The 18,433-nt window shown below is 67.7% G+C and carries 17 protein-coding genes; 5 read left to right on the forward strand and 12 right to left on the reverse strand.

All coding sequences use genetic code 11. The annotated features are described in order from the left end of the window. Nucleotides 1-17 precede the first annotated feature (17 nt). Genes OG394_RS18365 through OG394_RS18390 form a run of 6 tightly spaced genes read right to left on the reverse strand, consistent with a single transcriptional unit; the run spans nt 18 to nt 5,969 of the window. Nucleotides 18-1,319, reverse strand: coding sequence for a DUF58 domain-containing protein (locus OG394_RS18365; protein WP_328996612.1), 1,302 nt, complete (start codon nt 1,317-1,319; stop codon nt 18-20). Continuing rightward, the gene (locus OG394_RS18370; RefSeq protein ID WP_442914309.1) at nt 1,316-2,290 is read right to left on the reverse strand and encodes an AAA family ATPase; all 975 of its coding nucleotides are present in this window, start codon (nt 2,288-2,290) and stop codon (nt 1,316-1,318) included. The genes OG394_RS18365 and OG394_RS18370 overlap by 4 nt, the downstream gene beginning before the upstream one ends. Nucleotides 2,291-2,314: 24 nt before the next feature. Beyond that, nucleotides 2,315-2,791, reverse strand: a complete 477-nt coding sequence (locus OG394_RS18375; RefSeq protein ID WP_328996614.1) for a hypothetical protein — start codon at nt 2,789-2,791, stop codon at nt 2,315-2,317. Nucleotides 2,792-2,805: 14 nt separating this feature from the next. Continuing rightward, the gene (locus OG394_RS18380) at nt 2,806-3,519 is read right to left on the reverse strand and encodes a DUF4129 domain-containing protein (protein WP_328996615.1); all 714 of its coding nucleotides are present in this window, start codon (nt 3,517-3,519) and stop codon (nt 2,806-2,808) included. Between the two features lie 34 nt (nt 3,520-3,553). After that, entirely contained in the window at nt 3,554-4,786 is a 1,233-nt protein-coding gene (locus tag OG394_RS18385; RefSeq protein ID WP_328996616.1) for a GNAT family N-acetyltransferase, read from the reverse strand. A 43-nt stretch (nt 4,787-4,829) separates the two neighbouring features. Beyond that, nucleotides 4,830-5,969, reverse strand: coding sequence for a PucR family transcriptional regulator (locus OG394_RS18390; RefSeq protein ID WP_328996617.1), 1,140 nt, complete (start codon nt 5,967-5,969; stop codon nt 4,830-4,832). A 133-nt stretch (nt 5,970-6,102) separates the two neighbouring features. On the opposite strand from OG394_RS18390, the gene OG394_RS18395 reads away from it, so the two are divergent. Then, complete coding sequence (locus tag OG394_RS18395; protein ID WP_328996618.1) at nt 6,103-7,320, forward strand: YncE family protein; 1,218 nt, start codon at nt 6,103-6,105, stop codon at nt 7,318-7,320. 131 nt (nt 7,321-7,451) lie between these two features. Here OG394_RS18395 and OG394_RS18400 read toward each other — a convergent pair whose 3' ends face one another. From OG394_RS18400 to OG394_RS18410, 3 genes are all read right to left on the reverse strand, one after another. Next, nucleotides 7,452-8,255, reverse strand: coding sequence for a carbohydrate binding domain-containing protein (locus OG394_RS18400; RefSeq protein ID WP_328996619.1), 804 nt, complete (start codon nt 8,253-8,255; stop codon nt 7,452-7,454). A 148-nt stretch (nt 8,256-8,403) separates the two neighbouring features. After that, nucleotides 8,404-10,188, reverse strand: a complete 1,785-nt coding sequence (locus OG394_RS18405; protein WP_328996620.1) for a proprotein convertase P-domain-containing protein — start codon at nt 10,186-10,188, stop codon at nt 8,404-8,406. 85 nt (nt 10,189-10,273) lie between these two features. Further along, nucleotides 10,274-11,296, reverse strand: a complete 1,023-nt coding sequence (locus OG394_RS18410; protein ID WP_328996621.1) for an XRE family transcriptional regulator — start codon at nt 11,294-11,296, stop codon at nt 10,274-10,276. 238 nt (nt 11,297-11,534) lie between these two features. On the opposite strand from OG394_RS18410, the gene OG394_RS18415 reads away from it, so the two are divergent. Next, the gene (locus OG394_RS18415) at nt 11,535-12,719 is read left to right on the forward strand and encodes a CobW family GTP-binding protein (protein ID WP_328996622.1); all 1,185 of its coding nucleotides are present in this window, start codon (nt 11,535-11,537) and stop codon (nt 12,717-12,719) included. Between the two features lie 511 nt (nt 12,720-13,230). Here the strand turns inward: OG394_RS18415 and OG394_RS18420 are convergent. Together OG394_RS18420 and OG394_RS18425 are read right to left on the reverse strand one after the other, a co-directional pair. After that, the gene (locus tag OG394_RS18420; protein WP_328996623.1) at nt 13,231-14,760 is read right to left on the reverse strand and encodes an acyl-CoA carboxylase subunit beta; all 1,530 of its coding nucleotides are present in this window, start codon (nt 14,758-14,760) and stop codon (nt 13,231-13,233) included. A 37-nt stretch (nt 14,761-14,797) separates the two neighbouring features. Then, on the reverse strand, nt 14,798-15,964 hold the full coding sequence (locus tag OG394_RS18425) for an acyl-CoA dehydrogenase family protein (RefSeq protein WP_328996624.1): 1,167 nt from the start codon (nt 15,962-15,964) through the stop codon (nt 14,798-14,800). Nucleotides 15,965-16,037: 73 nt separating this feature from the next. Here OG394_RS18425 and OG394_RS18430 point away from each other — a divergent pair, with 73 nt between their 5' ends. Further along, nucleotides 16,038-16,427 (forward strand): MerR family transcriptional regulator, encoded by a 390-nt coding sequence (locus OG394_RS18430; RefSeq protein WP_328996625.1) that lies wholly within the window; start codon nt 16,038-16,040, stop codon nt 16,425-16,427. On the opposite strand, the gene OG394_RS18435 is transcribed toward OG394_RS18430, so the two are convergent. Beyond that, nucleotides 16,424-16,873 (reverse strand): MarR family winged helix-turn-helix transcriptional regulator, encoded by a 450-nt coding sequence (locus tag OG394_RS18435; RefSeq protein ID WP_328996626.1) that lies wholly within the window; start codon nt 16,871-16,873, stop codon nt 16,424-16,426. The genes OG394_RS18430 and OG394_RS18435 overlap by 4 nt on opposite strands. A gap of 77 nt (nt 16,874-16,950) precedes the next feature. On the opposite strand from OG394_RS18435, the gene OG394_RS18440 reads away from it, so the two are divergent. Beyond that, the gene (locus tag OG394_RS18440) at nt 16,951-17,802 is read left to right on the forward strand and encodes a nitroreductase/quinone reductase family protein (protein WP_328996627.1); all 852 of its coding nucleotides are present in this window, start codon (nt 16,951-16,953) and stop codon (nt 17,800-17,802) included. Nucleotides 17,803-17,820: 18 nt separating this feature from the next. Further along, nucleotides 17,821-18,393 carry a GNAT family N-acetyltransferase gene (locus tag OG394_RS18445; protein WP_328996628.1) on the forward strand — a complete coding sequence of 191 codons (573 nt, stop codon included), beginning with the start codon at nt 17,821-17,823 and terminating at the stop codon, nt 18,391-18,393. Nucleotides 18,394-18,433: the final 40 nt, after the last annotated feature.

Raw genomic sequence — 18,433 nt, forward strand, 5'->3', positions numbered from 1 at the left:
CCTCCGTTCGGCCGGGTTCATCCGCGCAACCTAGGTGCCGCGGATAGACGGCTCGCGTCGCGCAGGACCTCGTCAAGCGTGCCGGCGCCACGCCAGGCGACGGTTGGTACGCCGAGGTTGCCGAGACGGTCCAGCTCAACCCGCCGTTCGAGCAGCCGCATTCGCCAAGCCAACGGCCAGGCGCGCGGATCGTGGTCCGCGTCCATCTCACCAATGTGCTCGGGCAGCGTGTCGACCGCGATGACCGTGCAACCGGCATGCGCCAACGTCACCACATGCCCGAGCACGGCACGCCGGAGCAGCGGGCTGAGCACGATCACCAGGCTGTCCGGCCGGATCCGCTCACGCCTGGCCAACTGACCCGGATCGCGTTGGGTATTTCGGACATCGGCACGCACAAGCGCGTCGAGGATCCGCCGCAAATGCCCACGCCCGGTCCCGGCCCGCACGGACCGAACGCCCGCGCCGGTATCGATCAGCCGGACCCGGTCGCCGTGCCGCAGGTAGTGCTCCGCGATCGACGCCGCCGCCCGCACCCCGGTATCGAGGCTGCTCGCCCGCCCGTCGATCCCCTCGCTCACGCCGATGTCGTCACCGGTGTCGAGGACCAGCACCACCTCGGTATCGCGGTCGGACCAGGTCGACGTGACGTGGAGTTCACCCGTACGGGCGGAGACGGCCCAGTTGATCCGGCGCAACCTGTCGCCGGTTCGGAACGGCCGGACGCCCGCGAGCTCGGTCCCCTCCCCGGGCCGCCTAGACCGATGCAGACCGACCAACCCGGCCGGACGCGGTACGGAATCCACGGCGGCGAAGCCCTCGCGCAACGGCAACGTCATCACCTCGGCCACCCCGACCTCCAGCGACTCGGTCCGGTAGGCGCCGAGCAACGACGTACACACGATGGTCGGTCGTTCGACCGCGCGGCGCCCCCAGCGTTCCGACCGCAGCCCAAGGTCCAGCTCAACCGAATCACCAGGCTGTACGACGACCGCCCGCGCGCCGCCGACCGGGTCGTACGCGAACCACCGGCCGCGCGGTAACGCCACCACCAGCAGATCGGCCCGATCGTCGAGCCCGGTCACGCGGACCCGGTAACCCGTCGCCTGCCCTTCGAACAACGTGGTGGCATCCAGCGAGACGTCCGCCTCCGGCGTACCACCTGGACGGGCGAAGGCGGCCCAGAAGGCCAGCACCGCGAGCGGCAGACCGAGTACGGCCGCGTCCGGACGGCGCAGCACGACCGCGGCCAGGACCAGCGCCGCGGACATCCCGACCACCCGGATCTGGGCGTGCGTCGGCCGCCAGCTCTTCTTCACCGGATCGCGTCCGCCGGGGCATGCACCGTGGGCGGCGCGGGCACCGAGGCGAGCACATTGCGTACGACGGTCGCGCCGGTCACCTCGTGCAACCACAGCTCGGGCCGAACGGTGATGCGATGGGCCAGCGCCGACTCCGCGACGGCCTTAACATCCTCCGGTACGACGTAATCGCGGCCCTGGATGACCGCGTAGGCCCGGGCGGTGAGCAGCAGCGCGAGCGAGCCTCGCGGCGACGCGCCGACCAGCACCTGCCCATCGCGGCGAGTCGCCGAGGCGAGGTCCACGCAGTACCGCCCGACCGTGTCGTCCACCGTGACCGTCTCGACCGCCGCCTGCGCGGCACGTAGTCCGTCCGCATCGGTGACGGCCTCGACCTGCTGGTCCTCCTGGCGGCGGCCCATCCGTCGCTGCAGCACCTCCCACTCCTCGTCGGCGGTGGGATAGCCGAACCCAACGCGCAGCATGAACCGGTCGAGCTGGGCCTCGGGCAGCGGGTAGGTGCCCTCGTACTCCACGGGGTTCGCCGTGGCCAGCACGTGGAACGGCCTCGGCAGCGGGAAGGTCTCGCCCTCGACCGTGACCTGGTGCTCCTGCATCGACTCCAGCAGCGCGGCCTGGGTCTTCGGCGGCGTCCGGTTGATCTCGTCCGCGAGCAGCAACCCGGTGAAGATCGGGCCCGGCCGGAACACGAACTCCGACGTGCGCTGATCGAACACAAAGGCGCCGGTGACATCGGACGGCAGCAGGTCCGGGGTGAACTGAACGCGCCGGAAGTCCAGCCCCATCGCTTGTGCGAACGACCGGGCCGCCAGCGTCTTCCCAAGTCCCGGGAAGTCCTCCAGCAGCACGTGCCCGCCTGCCAGGATGCCGGCGAACACCAGCTCCAGTGCGGGCTGCTTGCCGACAACGGCCTGGCCAACCCGGCTCAGCACCTCACGGCTCAGCGTGGACACCTCTGCGAGTCGCATCTGCTCAGTCACCGCTACACATCCCTACAGCTTCTCGATGGATTCAATGGCTCGCTCGATCCGTCCATAGCTGACAGTTGGCTCAGCCGCCGTGATCAGTTCCCAAGTTGGTACGCCGAGTAGTGCCTTCGCACGCTCCGGTTCAGCCTCTAGTTCGACGCCATGACGGGCACGAAGCGTTGTAGCGGCCAGCTCGGCCATTAGCGGCTGCACGCGCCTGGTGAAGGTCTCAGCTTCCCGATTCGACTCCTGCAACCAGGTAGCGAGGAACTGCGCCCTACTGTCGTTGTTGCGCCACGCACCGACGTACACCAGCCCCTTCTCGGGCCAGGACGTCTGAGTCACTCTGCGGCCTACAAGTCGCACTGCCACCGACACCAGCCCAGTGGCAACTGCAACGGCCACAAACCACGCTGGCCGCGGCTGGTACTTGAAGGCGGCAAAGGCGGCTACCAGCAACAGTGCGACGCCGAGACTGATCCCGACGTGCTGCGCGATCATGCGACGAGTAGAGATCATGCTGCGCCTACAAGTTCTTCCCGCAGCCGCACCAACGCCGTACGCGCCCGCTGCCGGTCTTCCTCGCTCGACTCATGCGTGGAGAACCGCGCCTCGCGGTAGAGCTCGGCCAACTCGGTCAGTGCGTCCGCCGATACGTTGCCGAGGGCAAGGACCCGGACGGTGAACTCTGCCGGCGTCTCGGCGGGCTCCCGCGGTACGCCGGCACTCGCGGCCGTCTGCTCGAGGGCGACCCAGCACGCCACGATCGCGTCCGCGGCGCGGCCCGAGTCCACCCGGGACAGGCCCTCGTCGACGGCGTCCGCGAGGCGCTCGGTCGCGACCCGCTCCCAGTCGTCGGAGGTGTCCTGCTCGACCTCGGGCAGCCGCAATTGCCGGAAGAACCCATAGAGCAGCCGGAGGATCAGGTAGGCCAGGCCGCACACGACCGCCACGGCCACGGCCATGCCGAGAAACTTGAGGCTGATGGACAGCCAGTCCGGCAGGTCGATCGGATCGACCCGCTCGCCCGGGCTGGCCACCGGCTGCGACGGCGTGGCCTGCGGGCTGACGGTGCGGATCGACGGCGTACGGCTGGCCGTACTCTCGCCGATCGGGCGCACGCTGCCGGTCGACGAGACGACCACGACCAGACCGACGACGGCGGCCGCCAGACCCACGGCACCCGCCGCCGCGAGGGCGCTGGAGCGGCGCGCACCGATCGGCTGCATCCCGGCAGGCTATCCCGGCTTAGGTCTGTGCCCTTTAGAAGCCGGTATCGAGCCAGGGCAGGGTTTCGGTCTGGAAGGCCCTGGAGGTCTGCACGAGCGCACCCGGCGTGAGCTCCTCAACCAGGCCGGCCTTGGCAAGGCTCGTCATACCCGGCCTCCCCAGGTAGAGCCCGCCCAGGTCACGTACGTCGGCCAGTAGGTCCGCCTTGTCGGTAGTGCGCTCACAAGTCGCTCCACCCGGCCCAGCCGTCAGACGCCACGACCCGTCGTTCCACGGGCAGAACTCGTCCCTGACACCCAGTACGACGTCTACGTCGCTCTCGTACGTCCGAGCGGTCAGTGCGCGCGGCAAGTCCACCAGCCGCACCCAGAGGCCGTCGAACAACATGGGCCGCGACGGACGAGAGTTGACCAGCAGAGTGATCAGCGGATCGTCCAACGCGAACCGGCCGTACCCGATCTCCGTCATCAGGTCCTGGTCGAGCAGGAACTTCCAGATCGCCACGTACGACGCGAGGTCCGTCGCGTGCACACGGTCGACCATGACCGTGTTGTGGGGAACGTTGTTCACCCTGTCGCGCTTAGTCCGGTAGTACGCGTAGCCGGTGAGCACACCGTCCTTGCTCGACTGGACGCACCTCACGGCACTGGCGCCACTTCCAGCGCCCCAGACCACCTGCTCACTGCTGACGTACTTGCGCCAACCCGCATCGTGCTGGAACATCCCGGCCCGGGTAGCAGCCACCTCGTTGTGGATCCGCGCGCACTCATCGAGAGAGCCCGCCACGTCGGCGTACCGGATCTCCACCTCGTCACTACCCGGCACTGGCCGCAGTGTCGGGCCGGGGCGGCGCGGAATCTGCAGGCGGAGGTGCTCGCTGGCGAGGCCGTAGCCGAAGCGGCCGTAGATCTCCGGCTCACTCGCGGTCAGCGCGGCGACGGACTCGGCACCACTCTCGTACATCTCCGCCAGCTGGCGGTTCATCAGCTGACGCAGGATGCCGCGGCGGCGATGGGTCGGTTTGACCGTGACCATGCTGACGCCGGCGACCGGCAGCGGCCCACCGGGCACGGTCATCTGCAGCGAATACGCGGCGGTATAGCCGACGACCTCCTTGCCGTCGACGGCCACAATGCCGCGGTCGGGCTCGTGGATATCGAGCTCGATCGCCCAGTCGTCATCGCTCAACATGTCGGCGAACGCGAGCGACAGGGTTTCCCGGATGCCGGTCCAGTCGCCGTCGAAGGACCTCAGCTCGATACTCATACCCGCCTGCCTATCATCCGGTCGGCACCGGCGGCGATCGCTTTTAGCTTGCCGCTAGCCAGGTGTGCAGGGCCCACCAGTTGCGCATCGTCTGCAGGGTGCCCGACGAGGTCGTGTCGGGCGACCAGCCGGTGAGGGCGGTCAAGCGGCTCAACCGGTAGCGGACCGTGTTCGGATGCAGGTGCAGCGCGGCCGCAGTACGGTCGAGGCGGCGATCGGCATCGAGGTACGCCTTGGCGGTTCGCACCAACTGCTGATGGAAGGCGTCGCCCGGATCGAGCGCGCCCAGCAGGTCCCGGGCCAGGATGGCGGCAAGGTCCGGCTGCGTCGCGAGAGCCGTCTCGACCGCGAGGTCGGCCAACTGGTGCAGCCCATGCCGGCCGCTGGCTCTTGCCGTGGCCAGGGCGTTCCCTGCCGTTGCGTAGAGCGCGGGGATTTCCCGGAGCGGCGCGGCCGGTGCCGCCACCACCAGCTCGTCGGCGGTGATCAGCTTCTTGCCGGGCAGGCGCGGGATCAGGCCCGCCAACTTGCCCTCGACCAGTCCGAACACGCCGCCCGCGTCAGCCAGACGTCGTTCGATCGCCTCGGATTGCACGGGGTCCGCGACGTCCGATCGCAGACAGAAGTACGACCTTCGCCTGCTCAGGTTGACCCGGCTGAGCTCATCGTCGGACACCTCGATCTGCTGACCTTCTCCGATCAGCAGCTTGCGGAGGACCTGGGTGCGGATATCGCGCTTCGTTCGGGCCAGTTGCAGTTCAGCCGTGTGGTAGCCGCTGACGACGTGCCGCTCGAGCGCACCCGCATAGCGCTCGAAGTCGAGCAGCACATCCAGCAGTACGTCGGACGGCACGCCGATCGCCCGGCTGCGTTCGACCGCGATGGCGATCACGCGACTCCGGCCGGCGTGCACCCCTTTGAGCAACTCGGTCAGTGGGATGCCTTGGGCGGCGCGGTCCGTACCGAGGCGGGCGGCCGCGGCGAAGTCCTCCACCCCGGGCCCGTCGGAGTCGTCGAAGGCGGCCAGCCCGGCGGCGACCATCACGGCGATATGGCGGCGGTTCTCCGCGATCGGCAGGCTCGCCACGTCGGTCGAATCGTTGCGCGCCGCCTCGACCACCGCCTCGATCACGTCAGGATCCGTGGCCATCGCCCGGACCACGTCGCTGAACTGGGCCTTCATCCGCTTCGCCCTTCGTTGTGGTCGAGCCACAACGAAGCCCGGTCATGTTGGCGGTCGTGGCCTAGCGACACAACGCTACTGGTTGGTTACCTAGGGCACTACCGCCCCGCTTCTTCGCGCTTGGAGAACTGCCATGCGTACTGCTCTGATTCTGACCGCCGCCTTGATAGCCACCGCCCTGCCGACCGCCCACGCCTCCGTGGAGGCCGGCGTACGACCGGTGTTGTTCGTCGGCAACAACTGGGAGGGCACCGCCGACGTGGTCGCGTCGACACCCGACCTGACCAAGATCGGCCGGATCAACCTCATCCCGGACAAGGCCCAACGGCTGCACGAGATCTACCTCGACCCGATCAGGCTGGCCTACTTCCTCGGTATCCGAGCCTCGGTCGGCGAAGGCCATGACCAGTTCGTCGACGACATGTACACCACCCCCGCGGGCGACTCCGTCGTCGTCTCCCGGCCGAGCTTCGCCGACGTGGTGTCGATCAGCCTGACCACCGGCCAGGTCAACTGGCGATTCCCGGTGTCGGGTTATCGCTCCGACCACATGGCCGTTTCCCCCGACGGCCAACGGGTCGCGGTGTCCGCGTCGACGTCCAACACCGTGCACGTACTCGATATCGGCACCGGCCAGCAGCTCGGGTCGTACGGCACGGGCGACAAACCGCACGAGAACACCTTCACCAACGGCGGCCGCTACCTGTGGACCAGCTCGATCGGTGAGGTCAACACGGCCACGGACGAGCCCTGGCTGGACTGGACCAAGGGCGATCGCAAGATCACCATCGTCGACACCACCACGTTCCAGAAGGTGCGCGAGGTCGACATGCGCCCCCGCCTCGACGCCTTCGGCCGCAAGGACCTGTCCGACTCGGTTCGCCCGGTCGCCTTCACGCCGGACGAGTCGAAGCTCTACTTCCAGGTCTCGTTCTTCAACGGACTACTGGAGTACGACGTGGCGTCGGACAAGATCACCCGCGCCAAGACGTTGCCGAAGAACCCGAACACCACCGAGGACCGCACCAAGTGGGTGAACGATTCGCGGCACCACGGTCTGTCGATGAGCCCCGACGGCGCCAAGCTCTGCGTCGCCGGGACCATGGACGACTACGCCACCATCGTCGACCGCGCCACCTTGGCCGAGGGACCGCTGGTGCCGGTCTCCAAGCCGTACTGGGCAACGGTCAGCGGTGACGGTTCGGCCTGCGTGGTATCGGAAAGCGGCTCCGATCGCGTCACCTCGATCAGCTTCCGCACCGGCCAGAAGGTCGCCTCGATCCCGGTAGGCGACCACCCCCAACGCGTCCGCCTCGGCAAGGTCCCCACCGGCTGGACCAGCCCCTCCTGACCCGGCCCCTCCTGCCCCGGGCCTCCTCCTGACCCGGTAAGGGGATGCCGGGCAGGGCCGGCATCCCCTTACCGCCTCGATTCTTTTGCATTCATTCGTCGGAAACCGCCCTTTCAACTCAGCGGACCAGTTCAGGTAAGCGGCGAGAAGAGGGCGGTTTCCGACGAATGATGCGTCAACGTGTATCGGTGTCCAGGCACCACCGTGGCCGTAACCTCCTTCCAGCCTTGGCTATTCGTGCACGTCTTCGCGAGCACCGCACTCGTCGTACCGCTCGTCTCGTCCTTCAACGTCGCCCGCGCCCAGGCGTACGTCACGGTGTCGGGACAACTCACGCTGTACCAGAACGACAACCTGGTCGAACCACTCGGCACAGTGAACGTCTGCGCCACCTTCGACTCGCCGTTGGTCGCAGTCGCCGCTCCAAGCCGTACGGCGTGCGCGCCGCCGTGCTGACCCGCGTTGACCGTCGCCGACGTCCCGGCCGGCGTCCAGCCGTCGGTCGTACCCGTCTCGAACCCGCCTTTGGTCACACCATCGACCGGCGGATCGAGGTCTTCGCCCAGTTGTTGCCGGATCAGGGCCTCGTAGTTGGTGATCTTGGAACCGACTTGCGGACCGGCACAGTTCGTATCGCCGGACTCGATCAGGCCGACCTTCTTGATCACCGGGTCGTAGTCCGCGCTGGTCGTTCCGGCACCGGTCTTTCCGTTGGTCACCAGGGTCGTATTGGTGCCGATCACGTTGAGGCCGGTATCGGCCGCGGTCGCCAACGCCAGCAGGGAGGTCCCGGGACGAGTGATCACCACCGACCACGGAAATTGCGCATGCGTGGTGTGCTCCCCACCCTTCACACCTTGCGCGGGCAACGCGGTCATTGTTGTCGGCACTGCGATGAGGAGACTGAGCAGGACGCGTAAAAGCCTTCTAGCCATGGGTTTCCCTTCACTTGGAGGCACTCCGTCCTCTTTCTTGTTCACGAGTGGTCAAGAAAGACCGGGGCGGGCACGAGGTCTGCGGGCCGGGCGTCCCGCCAGGTGTGCCGGGCCGGGGCGCCCAAAGGCCCCGGCCCGGCTGATGGGGTCAGAGCGTTAGGGACCAACCGGTGAGGGTGCCGGTGTCGCCTGGGCCGTTGTCGCCGATGCGCAGGGTCCACGTGCCGGCGGCCGCCTCAGTGGTCGCCGGCGTCACGGAGTACGTCTTGCTGGCGGGCAGCGGGTGGCAGGTGGTGCCGCCGTAGCGCTGTAGGTAGTACCACCGGCCCGAGGGCGACACCACGCTGATGTTGAGGTCCTCCAGGCAGGTGTGGTTGCCCTCGACGGTGACCTTGAACGGGCTGGCCGGCTTACCCGTCGCGGTAGAGGAGATCTTGCTGATCGTTACTTGATAATCCCGAATCGGATAGTCACTTCCGTTGACGAACGTCCGCCCGCCACCGGTATCACCCGGCTGCGTTCGCGCAGACTCGGCCACGGTGGGCTTCGACTTGTTGCCTGCGGCATCCTTCGCCTGGATGGTGAACGAGTACGCCGTGTCCGCGGTCAGACCCGACACCGTGGCCGTCGTACCGGCAACAGTGGTGGCAAGCGTCGAGCCGTTGTAGACCTCGTACCCGGTCACGCCGATGTTGTCGACCGAGGCGTCCCAGGCGAGCGAAACGCTGTCTGCCGTCGTACCGGTCGAACGCGGGTTGCCCGGCGTGGTCGGCGCCTCGTCGTCACCCGGATCCGGCGTACCGGTGTAGAGCGTCAGACCCCACTTGGTCAGCGCTTCCTTGACCGGCTGGAAGATCGAGTTGTCCTGGTTGGCCGTGCAGCTGTTCTCGCCACCGGAGTGCAGACCGACGGCCTCACTGCCACGCAACCACGCACCGCCGGAGTCACCACCCTGCGAACAGGCGTCCGTGGTGGTCAGACCGTCGATCACGACGTTGCCGTAGTCGATGCTCTGGTTGACCGACCTGACCTTGCCGCATTCGAAGTTCGGCGCGGTGTTACCGGAGTGGCAGACCGAGTCGCCGACGATCGCCTCAGCCGCCCCCGTGACGGTGACGGCGGGCTGGCCCCAGGTGTTGACGCTCGCGCTGAGGTTCCAGCCGGTTTCGGTCACCGCGACCACGCCCATGTCGCCTTCGCGGGCGTTGATGCTGCGGCTGCCGCCGACGTTCGACGTACCGATCTTGTTGCGCTGACCGCTCTCGCCGTACGCCGCCTGGTTCACGTCGTTCGTGCAGTGACCGGCGGTCAGGAAGTGCTTGTTGCCCTGGGCATCGGTCGCGCCGAAGCCGACCGAGCAGTTGGACTCGCTGCCCGGCCACCACGGATCACCCGGGTTCACGTCGCCGGCTTGCTGCTTGAACGACGTACTGACCTTGACGACCCGGACGCCCGGCGCCGAGAACTTGAACGCCTTCGGGTCGCGGGTCTTCACCACCACGCTGTTGGTGACGGGGTCGATTCCCCAACTCTGCAAGTGATTCCCGGTGTCCGCGCGGGCGGCACGATCGACCTTGGCGCGCAGGAGATCGAGGTCGGCCTGCGAGCGGGCCACTTGCTGAGGCACGGCACCAGCGGCGCGGACGCGGGCGGCGGCCCGCGCGCTGGTGACCGCGACGACCAGGCGGCCATCGTTGTTCACCCAGCGTCCGGCCAGGTCGGCCGCGCTGGGGATCTTGGCGGAAATCGCCTGCACACCGTTCGGTCTTGGCTCACCGTGCACGCGATCGATCGCGTCGGCACCGTCTTGGGAGTAGGCGCCTTGCGAGCCGTACGCGCCGGCGGGAAGGGCGTTGGCGGGGGCGCCGGTGAGCAGGCAGAGGGCTAGTGCTGCCAGCACTGAACCACCGGCGACTTTCGTGCTGGGGGCCACGGGAATCTCCTCACTGTCCGGGTTTCGGGTGCCCTGACAGTAGGCCCGAATTCGCCGGACAATAAGGCAGTGGAGCTTTTAACAATTAAGCACTGAACGACCAGCGGAAACCGTACCGCCCGGGTCCGAAATTCAACGCCACCCCGTGTACCGAGTACGCGTCGACCGTTACCTGCTGGACGATCTCGTCGTCACCGTCGAGCCGGGAGAACCGTTCACACCGGGCCGGAATGGCGGCCGGATCGAAATGCACTTCGAGCGCGAATTCCCGGACCGGCAGCCGGAACTTGCGTTCGTAATTGGTCGACGGCGGATAAGGCGCGATATTGACCAGCTCGTGTTCGGTGATGACGGTTTCGCCGCGCAACAGCGGCCGGTCGAAGAGCAGTTCCGCGACCAGCAGACCGGCTTCGGGCCGATGCACGATCCGGCCGAGATGGCAGTGCTGCAACGGCCGGATCGTCGGCAACGGCCGGTCGTGTTCGTCCAGGTGCATGATCACGACCCAGCGATCGGGCCCGTCCGCCTCGGCACGCAGGACCTGCCGCGAGAGGTAGGACCGTTCGCCGCCGTCCGCGCTGATGAAGACCTGGTCGTGCTGGCTGATCCGGGTCAACCGCTCGTCCCACCGGGTGTCGACAGCACTCACGGCCTCGTCGACGGCCTCGGGCTTCGGCCAGAACGCGGCGATCTCCGGCGCACTCGGCACCCGGCTCAGCCAACGCCCCCTGCGCCGCGGCGGCCCGAGCAGTCCGGACAGCGAACCGGGCGGCACCTCCAGCACCAGCTCGAGCTGCGCCAACGCGACCAACGACTCGCGGCGCTCGGGACGACTGCGACCGGACTGCCAGTAGCTGAGCGTGGCCAGGCTGACCGAATCGCCTCGGGCCCGCAGGTGATCCCTGATCCGCTCCAGCCCCAGCCCGCGAGCCCGGATCGCCGCCCGCAACGCGGCAGCGAACTCCAGCCCACCGATCGGCCCATCCGTCGGCCCGTCGATCGGCCCAGAACGCGGCCCGTCTATCGGCCCAGAACCCGGCCCGGACATCGAGCCAGAACCCGGCTCAGACGTCGCGCCGATACTCGGATGCCGCGGCTGTTCGGTCATCACCTCTCCCGGCTCCAGTCTCCCGCCGACGGTAACCCCGCCCCGCCGCCACGGCGAAGGCTTAACCGTTGACACCTGGATCTCACGCCTGCCGCCGCCCCTCGCCCGCCTGCGACCGCCGTACCGGAACGTGGTTTCCGCGATTCGCCGGAAGTCAAGGGATTGGACCGGAATCACGCGGAAAATCCGGTTCCGGTACGGGCTGGACTAGTGAAAACGGTTTTCATATAATGCGGAGATGGCCGCCCACCAGCAAACCCCGCTCACCCTGCTCGTCGGACTCTCGACGACCCTGCGCGAGCCCGTCCTGACCGCGATGCTGACGCCTGGGACCGCCGCGATCGTGGTCGATCAGGACGAACTCTCCACCCGTGGCGTGCTCACCTGGCGCCTCCTCACCGCCGCCCCGATGAGCGCCGATCCGGCGTCCATCCGCGAGCCCGGCGCCTGGTCGGCCGAGCCTGACTGGCCGACTGGCTGGGCGGCTGACGATGATTGGCCCGCGCCGGACTCAGTGTTGCTCGATTCGGGCGAGTTCGCCGTCGGCGAGGACTGCGGCGCCTGCCAGCTGATCGAGTCGCTACTGCCGCTGCTCGACACTCTGGTCAGTCGCGGTCACTGGGAGCACCTGGTGCTCGCGGCGCCGCCCGCGATGGAGGCCCGTCCGCTCGCCACCACCCTGGTCGCCGCGATGCCGGCCGAGATCAAGGTCGACACCGTCACCTGCGTGGTCGACGCCGTACTGCTGGTCGAGCAACTCTCCGGCGACGAGCTCCTCGACGAGCGCGGCCTGGCCCTCGGCGCGCCCGACCGCCGCAACGTGGCCGAGTTGACCGCCCGCCAGGTGGAGTACGCCGACATCTGCGTGCTGGCCAACGCCCATCGCGCCAACGCGCCCGAGCGCCTGCACAACCTGCTCCGCCACCTCAACCCGCGTACGACGGTCATCCCGGCGGACCCCAGCGGCGTACCGTCCGGCCCCGTCTCCCAAACCGGCGCCTTCGACATCGAAGCCGCCGAGGCCTGGGCAGGCGAACTCGCCGAAGCCGGCCGCCTCCAGCCGAGCGAGGCCGGCGTCACCACGGTGTTATGGCGGTCCACCCGGCCGTTCCACCCCGCGCGCCTGAACGACGCCCTCGAGGACATCGTCGAAGGGGTCGTACGCAGTCGCGGAGTCGTCTGGCTGGCCAACCGCCCAACTCAACGCGTCCGCTGGGAATCCGCCGGCTTCAGCGCCTCCCTAGGCGCCCTCGGCGAATGGTCCGACACCGAACACCTAGCCGAATGCACCTTGGTCGCCACCGGCGTAGGCCTAGACCCCTTACGCCTCCAGGCCGTTCTAGACGCCTGCCTCCTCACCGAAGCCGAACTAACCACCCTCGACTGGCACTCCCTAGAAGACCCCTTCGCCGGCGTCCTCTAACCACGCCACTACCGGCAACCCGGCACGACCGCCCGACGCCAACACTTGCAGACGCCCGCGATCCGAACAGCTCAAGCCCTGCGTCGATTTGCCTGGATGCGACCGCTAGGAGGCGGGCCGTGATCGGGATGGCTCCGTGCGGTCGCATCCTGGCAAACCGACGCTAATCCCGGTCCACGAATAGCGTCAGGCCGGGCGCTTGTTCCGTCGTACGGGCTCCGAGGTAAGGGATGCGTGGCGGACGACAGCGTCGGTTTGCCAGGATGCGACCGCGCGGAGCTGTCGGAATTGCGCTCGCCTGTCCAGCGGTCGCATCCAGACAAATCGACGCAGGGCTTGGGCTGTTCGGATCGCGGGCGTCTGCAAGCGTTGGCGTGGTGCGAGGTGATTCGGATCGCGGGCGTCTGCAAGCGTTGGCGTGGTGCGAGGTGATTCGGACCGCGGGCGTCTGCAAGCGTTGGCGTGGTGTGAGGTGATTCGGATTGCGAGCGTCTGCGAGTGTTGGCGTCGGTTAGACCGGGGGGACGCCGTGGCGGCGGTTGGAGAAGTGGCGGGACTTGGTTTGGGCGGCGGCTAGGCGGGCGATCAGGTCTTCGCGGAGGTGTTCCGGTTCGACGATGGCGTCGATGACGAGGTCGGCGGCGAGGCGGAGGATGTCGATGTCGGTTTCGTATTCCTCGCGCAGTTTCGACACGTACTCGACCCGCTCGGTCTCGTCCGAGATTTCCTGGATCTTGTTGTAGTAAACGGCATTGATCGCCGCCTCCGGACCCATTACCGCGATCTTCGCCGTCGGCAACGCGATACACGCGTCGGGCGAAAAACCCGGACCGCACATCGCGTAAAGCCCTGCCCCATAAGCCTTTCGCACGATCACCGAAACCGTCGGCACAGTCGCCTCAGAAACAGCGGTGATCATTTTCGCGCCATGCCGGATAATTCCAGCCCGCTCAACCTCGGACCCGATCATGAACCCCGGCACATCGCACAAGTAGATCAACGGAACGTTGAACGCGTCGCACAACCAAATGAACCGCGCCGCCTTATCCGCCGAGTCGACGAACAACACGCCACCCTTGACCGCGGGCTGATTCGCCACGAACCCGACGACCTGCCCCGCCAGCAGACCGAAGCCGGTCACCAGCTCCGCCGCGTACGACGGCTTGACCTCGAAGAACGAGTCCGCGTCCGCGATGGCGTCGATCACGTCGTGGATGTCGAACCCGATGCTCTCCTCGGCCGGCACCAGGTCACGCGTGAACGCACGGCCCGCCTCCCCCGCGTCGTACGACGGAGGGCTGGACTGCCAGGAGCCCGGGAGGTACGAGAAGTACTGCTTGGCCAGGTCGATCGCCTCGGCGTCGTCGGACGCGAGCAGGTCACCACATCCCGAGACGCTGGTGTGCATCCGAGCGCCGCCCATTTCCTCGAGCGTGACCTTCTCCCCGACGACCATCTCGGCCATTCGCGGCGAACCCAGGTACATCGAGGCGTTGCCGTCGACCATGATGACGAGATCGCAAAAGGCCGGGATGTATGCGCCACCAGCGGCGGACGGCCCGAACAGGCAGCAGATCTGCGGCACCTTGCCCGAGAGCGCGACCTGGTTGTGGAAGATCCGGCCGGCGCCACGACGCCCCGGGAACAGGTCCACCTGGTCGGTGATGCGCGCACCCGCCGAGTCGATCAACCAGAAGATCGGCAGCTCGTCGCGGATCGCCACCTCGGTCATCCGGACGATCTTCTCGACCGTACGCGCGCCCCACGAACCGGCCTTCACGGTCGGGTCGTTCGCGACGACGAGCGCCGGCCGTCCATCGACCAGCCCGCGGCCGGTGACCACGCCGTCAGCCGGGAGACCCGGGTTCAGCGCGTTGGCCAGCTGCGCGTCTTCGACGAACGAACCCTCGTCGAGCAACAGTGCGATCCGGTCGCGGACGTACAACTTGTTCTGCGAAGCGAGTTTGGCCGCCGCCTTCTCAGGCGGAGCGATCGTCGCCTCGCGCGCGACCTTGAACTCTGTCCAGTGATCCCGGCTCATGCCTGCATCCTCACACGCTCACTCAACGGACCGCGTCTCATTCGACGGGGAGGCCTAGACCACGCGCGATCAGCATCCGCTGCACCTCTGACGTACCCTCGCCGATCTCGAGGATCTTCGCGTCGCGGTAGAAGCGGGTGACCGGGTATTCCTCCATGAAGCCGTAGCCACCGAAGACCTGAGTCGCGATCCGGGTCGCGGTGACGGCGGCCTCGGTGCTGTAGAGCTTCGCGACCGCGGCAGCCTGCTTGAACTCCTTGATCGGCGCGCCCTTGTCCTTCAGCGCGGCGGCCTTGTACGTCAGCATCTCGGCCGCATGGGCCATCACCTGCAGGTCCGCGATCTGGAACGCCACACCCTGCTTGGCGCCGATCGGCACCCCGAAGGTCTTGCGCTCACCGGCGTACTGCACGGACATCTCGAGGCACGCCTTGATGCAGCCGAGCGCCACCGCGGAGATCGCGACGCGGCCGTCGTCCAGCGTCGCGAGGAACTGGCCGAAGCCCTTGCCGCGCTCGCCAAGCAGGTTCGCCGAGGGCACCCGGCAGTCGGTGAAGCTCAGCGGATGCGTGTCGGAGGCGTGCCAGCCGAGCTTGTCGTACGGCGCCTCGGCCACGAAACCGGGCGTGCCACTCGGGACGATGATCGTGGAGATCTCGGGCTTGCCGTCAGCCCGCTCACCGGTGCGCGCGGTGACGGTGACCACCGAGGTGATCGACGAACCCGAGTTGGTGATGAACTGCTTGGAGCCGTTGACGACCCACTCGTCACCCTCAAGTACGGCGCGGGTCTTCGTGGCGCCGGCGTCGGACCCGGATTCCGGCTCGGTCAGACCGAAGCCCGCGAGCCGCTTGCCCGCGACCAGGTCGGGCAGCCACGCCTGCTTCTGCGCGTCGGTGCCGTACGTCAGGATCGGGTTGATGCCGAGCCCGACGGCGGCCTCGAGCGTGATGCCCATCGACTGGTCGACCCGGCTGATCTCCTCGATCGCCACGCACAGGCTGGTGAAGTCGCCGTCCGCGCCGCCGTACTCCTCGGGCGCGGTCAGACCGAACAGGCCCAGCTCGCCCATCTTGTGCACCACGTCGACCGGGAAGTGGTGCTTGCGGTCCCACTCGGCGGCGTACGGCGCGATCTCGGCCTGGGCGAAGTCGCGCACGCTGGCGCGGAACTCGTTGTGCTCAGGGGACAGCTCGAAAGACATTCCGACTCCAGTGGCTCCGGTGATTGACGCTTACGTAAACGTAAAGCATGCTGGCGGCGTGCACAATATCCAGGTGAGTGCCGACAGCCGGACCTGGTCGATCGCCGAACTGGCGGCCGAGTACGACGTCACGCTGCGCACCATCCGGTTCTACGAGGACCGGGGCCTGCTCACGCCCGAACGGCGCGGCACGGTCCGGGTCTACCACCCGCGCGACCGGGTCCGGCTCGGCCTGATCCTGCGCGGCAAACGCCTCGGTTTCAGCCTGGACGAGATCGCGACGATCGTGGACATGTACGACGCGGAGCCCGGCGAAAAGGGGCAACTGGCCTACCTACTGGACCAGATCACGTCACGCCGCACCGAGCTCGAGCAAAGACGCCGCGACATCGACGAGACCCTGGCCGAACTGGCCGAGGTAGAACGCCGCTGCCAAGCCGACCTCCACGCCCTCCGCGACTAGGACTCCGAGATCTCGCGTTCGTACCTGCTGAAGGTTTCGACGAAGAGTTGCCGTTGGGCCGGAGTGAGGGGTTCGAGGGCGGCCCGCCAGGCCTTGGCGCTTTGGGAGAGCCAGGCGTCGACGGCCGGGCGTTGGTCCTCGGCGATCGTGACGATGGCCTTGCGACGGTCTTCGGGATCGGCCTGGCGGTCGAGGATGCCCTTACGCGTCAGCTCCCCCACCATCAGGCTGACCGTGGCCGGGGTGACCTCGAGCCGGGCGGCCAGGTCGTTCACGCCGAGCGGCCCGTCGAACTGCAGGTAGGCGAACAGCGAGAGGTGGCGCGGCGCGAGCTGCAGGCCGGCGATCTCCGGCGGCACCTGCAGGCGTTTGATCCGGCCGACCAGCCGCGGCATCAGCAGCAGCATGGTCCGAATGCCGTCGTCCACACCCAAGCCGCTTGACATATCTTTGTCTCCAAAATAGTTTTGCTCTCAAAGCTATTACTTTGCCGCAGGTTCACAGTACCGATCGGGAGACGACGTTGAGCGATTTCAACCGGCAGTTGATCGAGGAGTTCCGGGCCAACCAGGGCCGGTTGAGCGGCATGTTCGAGGGCGCGCGCCTGCTGCTGCTGACCACCACCGGCGCCCGCTCGGGTCGACCCCACACCACCCCTGCCGCCTACCACGCTGACGACGACCGTCTGCTCATCTACGCGTCCAACCGAGGCGCCGACGAGCATCCCGCCTGGTACTTCAACCTCCGCGCCAACCCCGAGGTCCAGGTCGAGCTGGGCGCCGAGACGTTCCAGGCCCGCGCCACCATCCAGGAAAGCGCCGAGCGTGATCGCCTCTTCGCCGAGCAGGTCGCCCGCGACCCACGCTTCGGCGAGTACGAGGCCGCCACCAACCGCGTCATCCCAGTCATCGCACTCACCCGCATCGAGGCCCGCGTGGGTGCGGCGACGGCTCACCTCAAGGCCATTCACCAAGGCCTTCGGGACAACCTGGCGTCGCTCCGAGCGAGCGTCGACGACTACCTGAGCGGGCAGACCAAGTCGGTCGAGCTGCCGCAGTTGGTCGACGATCTGCGCACGCATTGCCTGGCCTTCTGCGGTTCGCTGCGAGCACACCACACGCGCGAGGACAGCGTCTTCGACCAGCTCAACCTCGGCCCGGCAGCCGACCGTCTTCGCCGCGAGCACGAGATCGTGGCCGAGCTCAACGACCAGATCGCCGATCTGGTCGGCCAACTAGGCAACAGCGACGGCAACAGCGACGGCAAGGGCGATGACGCGAGGTTGCGGGACGAACTCGCCCGGCTATCGGACCAACTGGAAGCGCATTTCGACTACGAGGAAGCCCATCTCGGCCCAGCGCTGGATGCCGCCTGATGTGATCGGATAGGCGTTGTGCAATCGACGATCACCTATCTCGAACAGACCAGCCCCGATGACCTGATCCCCGCCCGCGCCCCCGCCGAACCAGTGGAGGTACGGCGAGCCGAGGTGCCGTCGCCGGAGTTCCACCGGTTCCTCTACTCCGCCGTCGGTGGCGACTGGCATTGGCGGGGGAAACTCGCCTGGGACTGGGACCAGTGGATGGAGTGGCTGACGCAACCCGGCTTCGAGGCGTGGGTCGCGTGGGTGCGCGGTACGCCGGCCGGCTACACGGCGTTCACCGGCCGCGAGGGCACCGAGGTGGAGATCGAGAACTTCGGCCTCCTACCCGCGTTCATCGGCCGGGGTATCGGCGGCCACCTCCTCGCCACAACCCTCCAACACGCCTGGACATTGCCCGAGCGCCACCCGGACTTCAAGCCGGTCAAACGCGTCTGGCTGCATACCAACACCCTCGACGGCCCCCACGCCCTCGCCAACTACCAGGCCCGCGGCCTACGCCCGTACCGCACGACCACCGAAGAACGCCCCGACGCCGACGCCCCTCCCCCCGGCCCCTGGCCCAACGCCAACCGCCGGGCATAGCCCTGGACCAGTTCGGACTCCTCTCGGCCTACAGCACCAC

The sequence above is a fragment of the Kribbella sp. NBC_01245 genome, from assembly GCF_036226525.1.
Taxonomy (GTDB): domain Bacteria; phylum Actinomycetota; class Actinomycetes; order Propionibacteriales; family Kribbellaceae; genus Kribbella.

Coding starts and splice junctions, on each gene's coding strand:
- OG394_RS18370 (WP_442914309.1), bottom strand. CDS start 2,290: ATGCGACTCGCAGAGGTGTCCACGCTGAGCCGTGAGGTGCTGAGCCGG.
- OG394_RS18375 (WP_328996614.1), bottom strand. CDS start 2,791: ATGATCGCGCAGCACGTCGGGATCAGTCTCGGCGTCGCACTGTTGCTG.
- OG394_RS18380 (WP_328996615.1), bottom strand. CDS start 3,519: ATGCAGCCGATCGGTGCGCGCCGCTCCAGCGCCCTCGCGGCGGCGGGT.
- OG394_RS18385 (WP_328996616.1), bottom strand. CDS start 4,786: ATGAGTATCGAGCTGAGGTCCTTCGACGGCGACTGGACCGGCATCCGG.
- OG394_RS18390 (WP_328996617.1), bottom strand. CDS start 5,969: ATGAAGGCCCAGTTCAGCGACGTGGTCCGGGCGATGGCCACGGATCCT.
- OG394_RS18395 (WP_328996618.1), top strand. CDS start 6,103: ATGCGTACTGCTCTGATTCTGACCGCCGCCTTGATAGCCACCGCCCTG.
- OG394_RS18400 (WP_328996619.1), bottom strand. CDS start 8,255: ATGGCTAGAAGGCTTTTACGCGTCCTGCTCAGTCTCCTCATCGCAGTG.
- OG394_RS18410 (WP_328996621.1), bottom strand. CDS start 11,296: ATGACCGAACAGCCGCGGCATCCGAGTATCGGCGCGACGTCTGAGCCG.
- OG394_RS18415 (WP_328996622.1), top strand. CDS start 11,535: ATGGCCGCCCACCAGCAAACCCCGCTCACCCTGCTCGTCGGACTCTCG.
- OG394_RS18420 (WP_328996623.1), bottom strand. CDS start 14,760: ATGAGCCGGGATCACTGGACAGAGTTCAAGGTCGCGCGCGAGGCGACG.
- OG394_RS18425 (WP_328996624.1), bottom strand. CDS start 15,964: ATGTCTTTCGAGCTGTCCCCTGAGCACAACGAGTTCCGCGCCAGCGTG.
- OG394_RS18435 (WP_328996626.1), bottom strand. CDS start 16,873: ATGTCAAGCGGCTTGGGTGTGGACGACGGCATTCGGACCATGCTGCTG.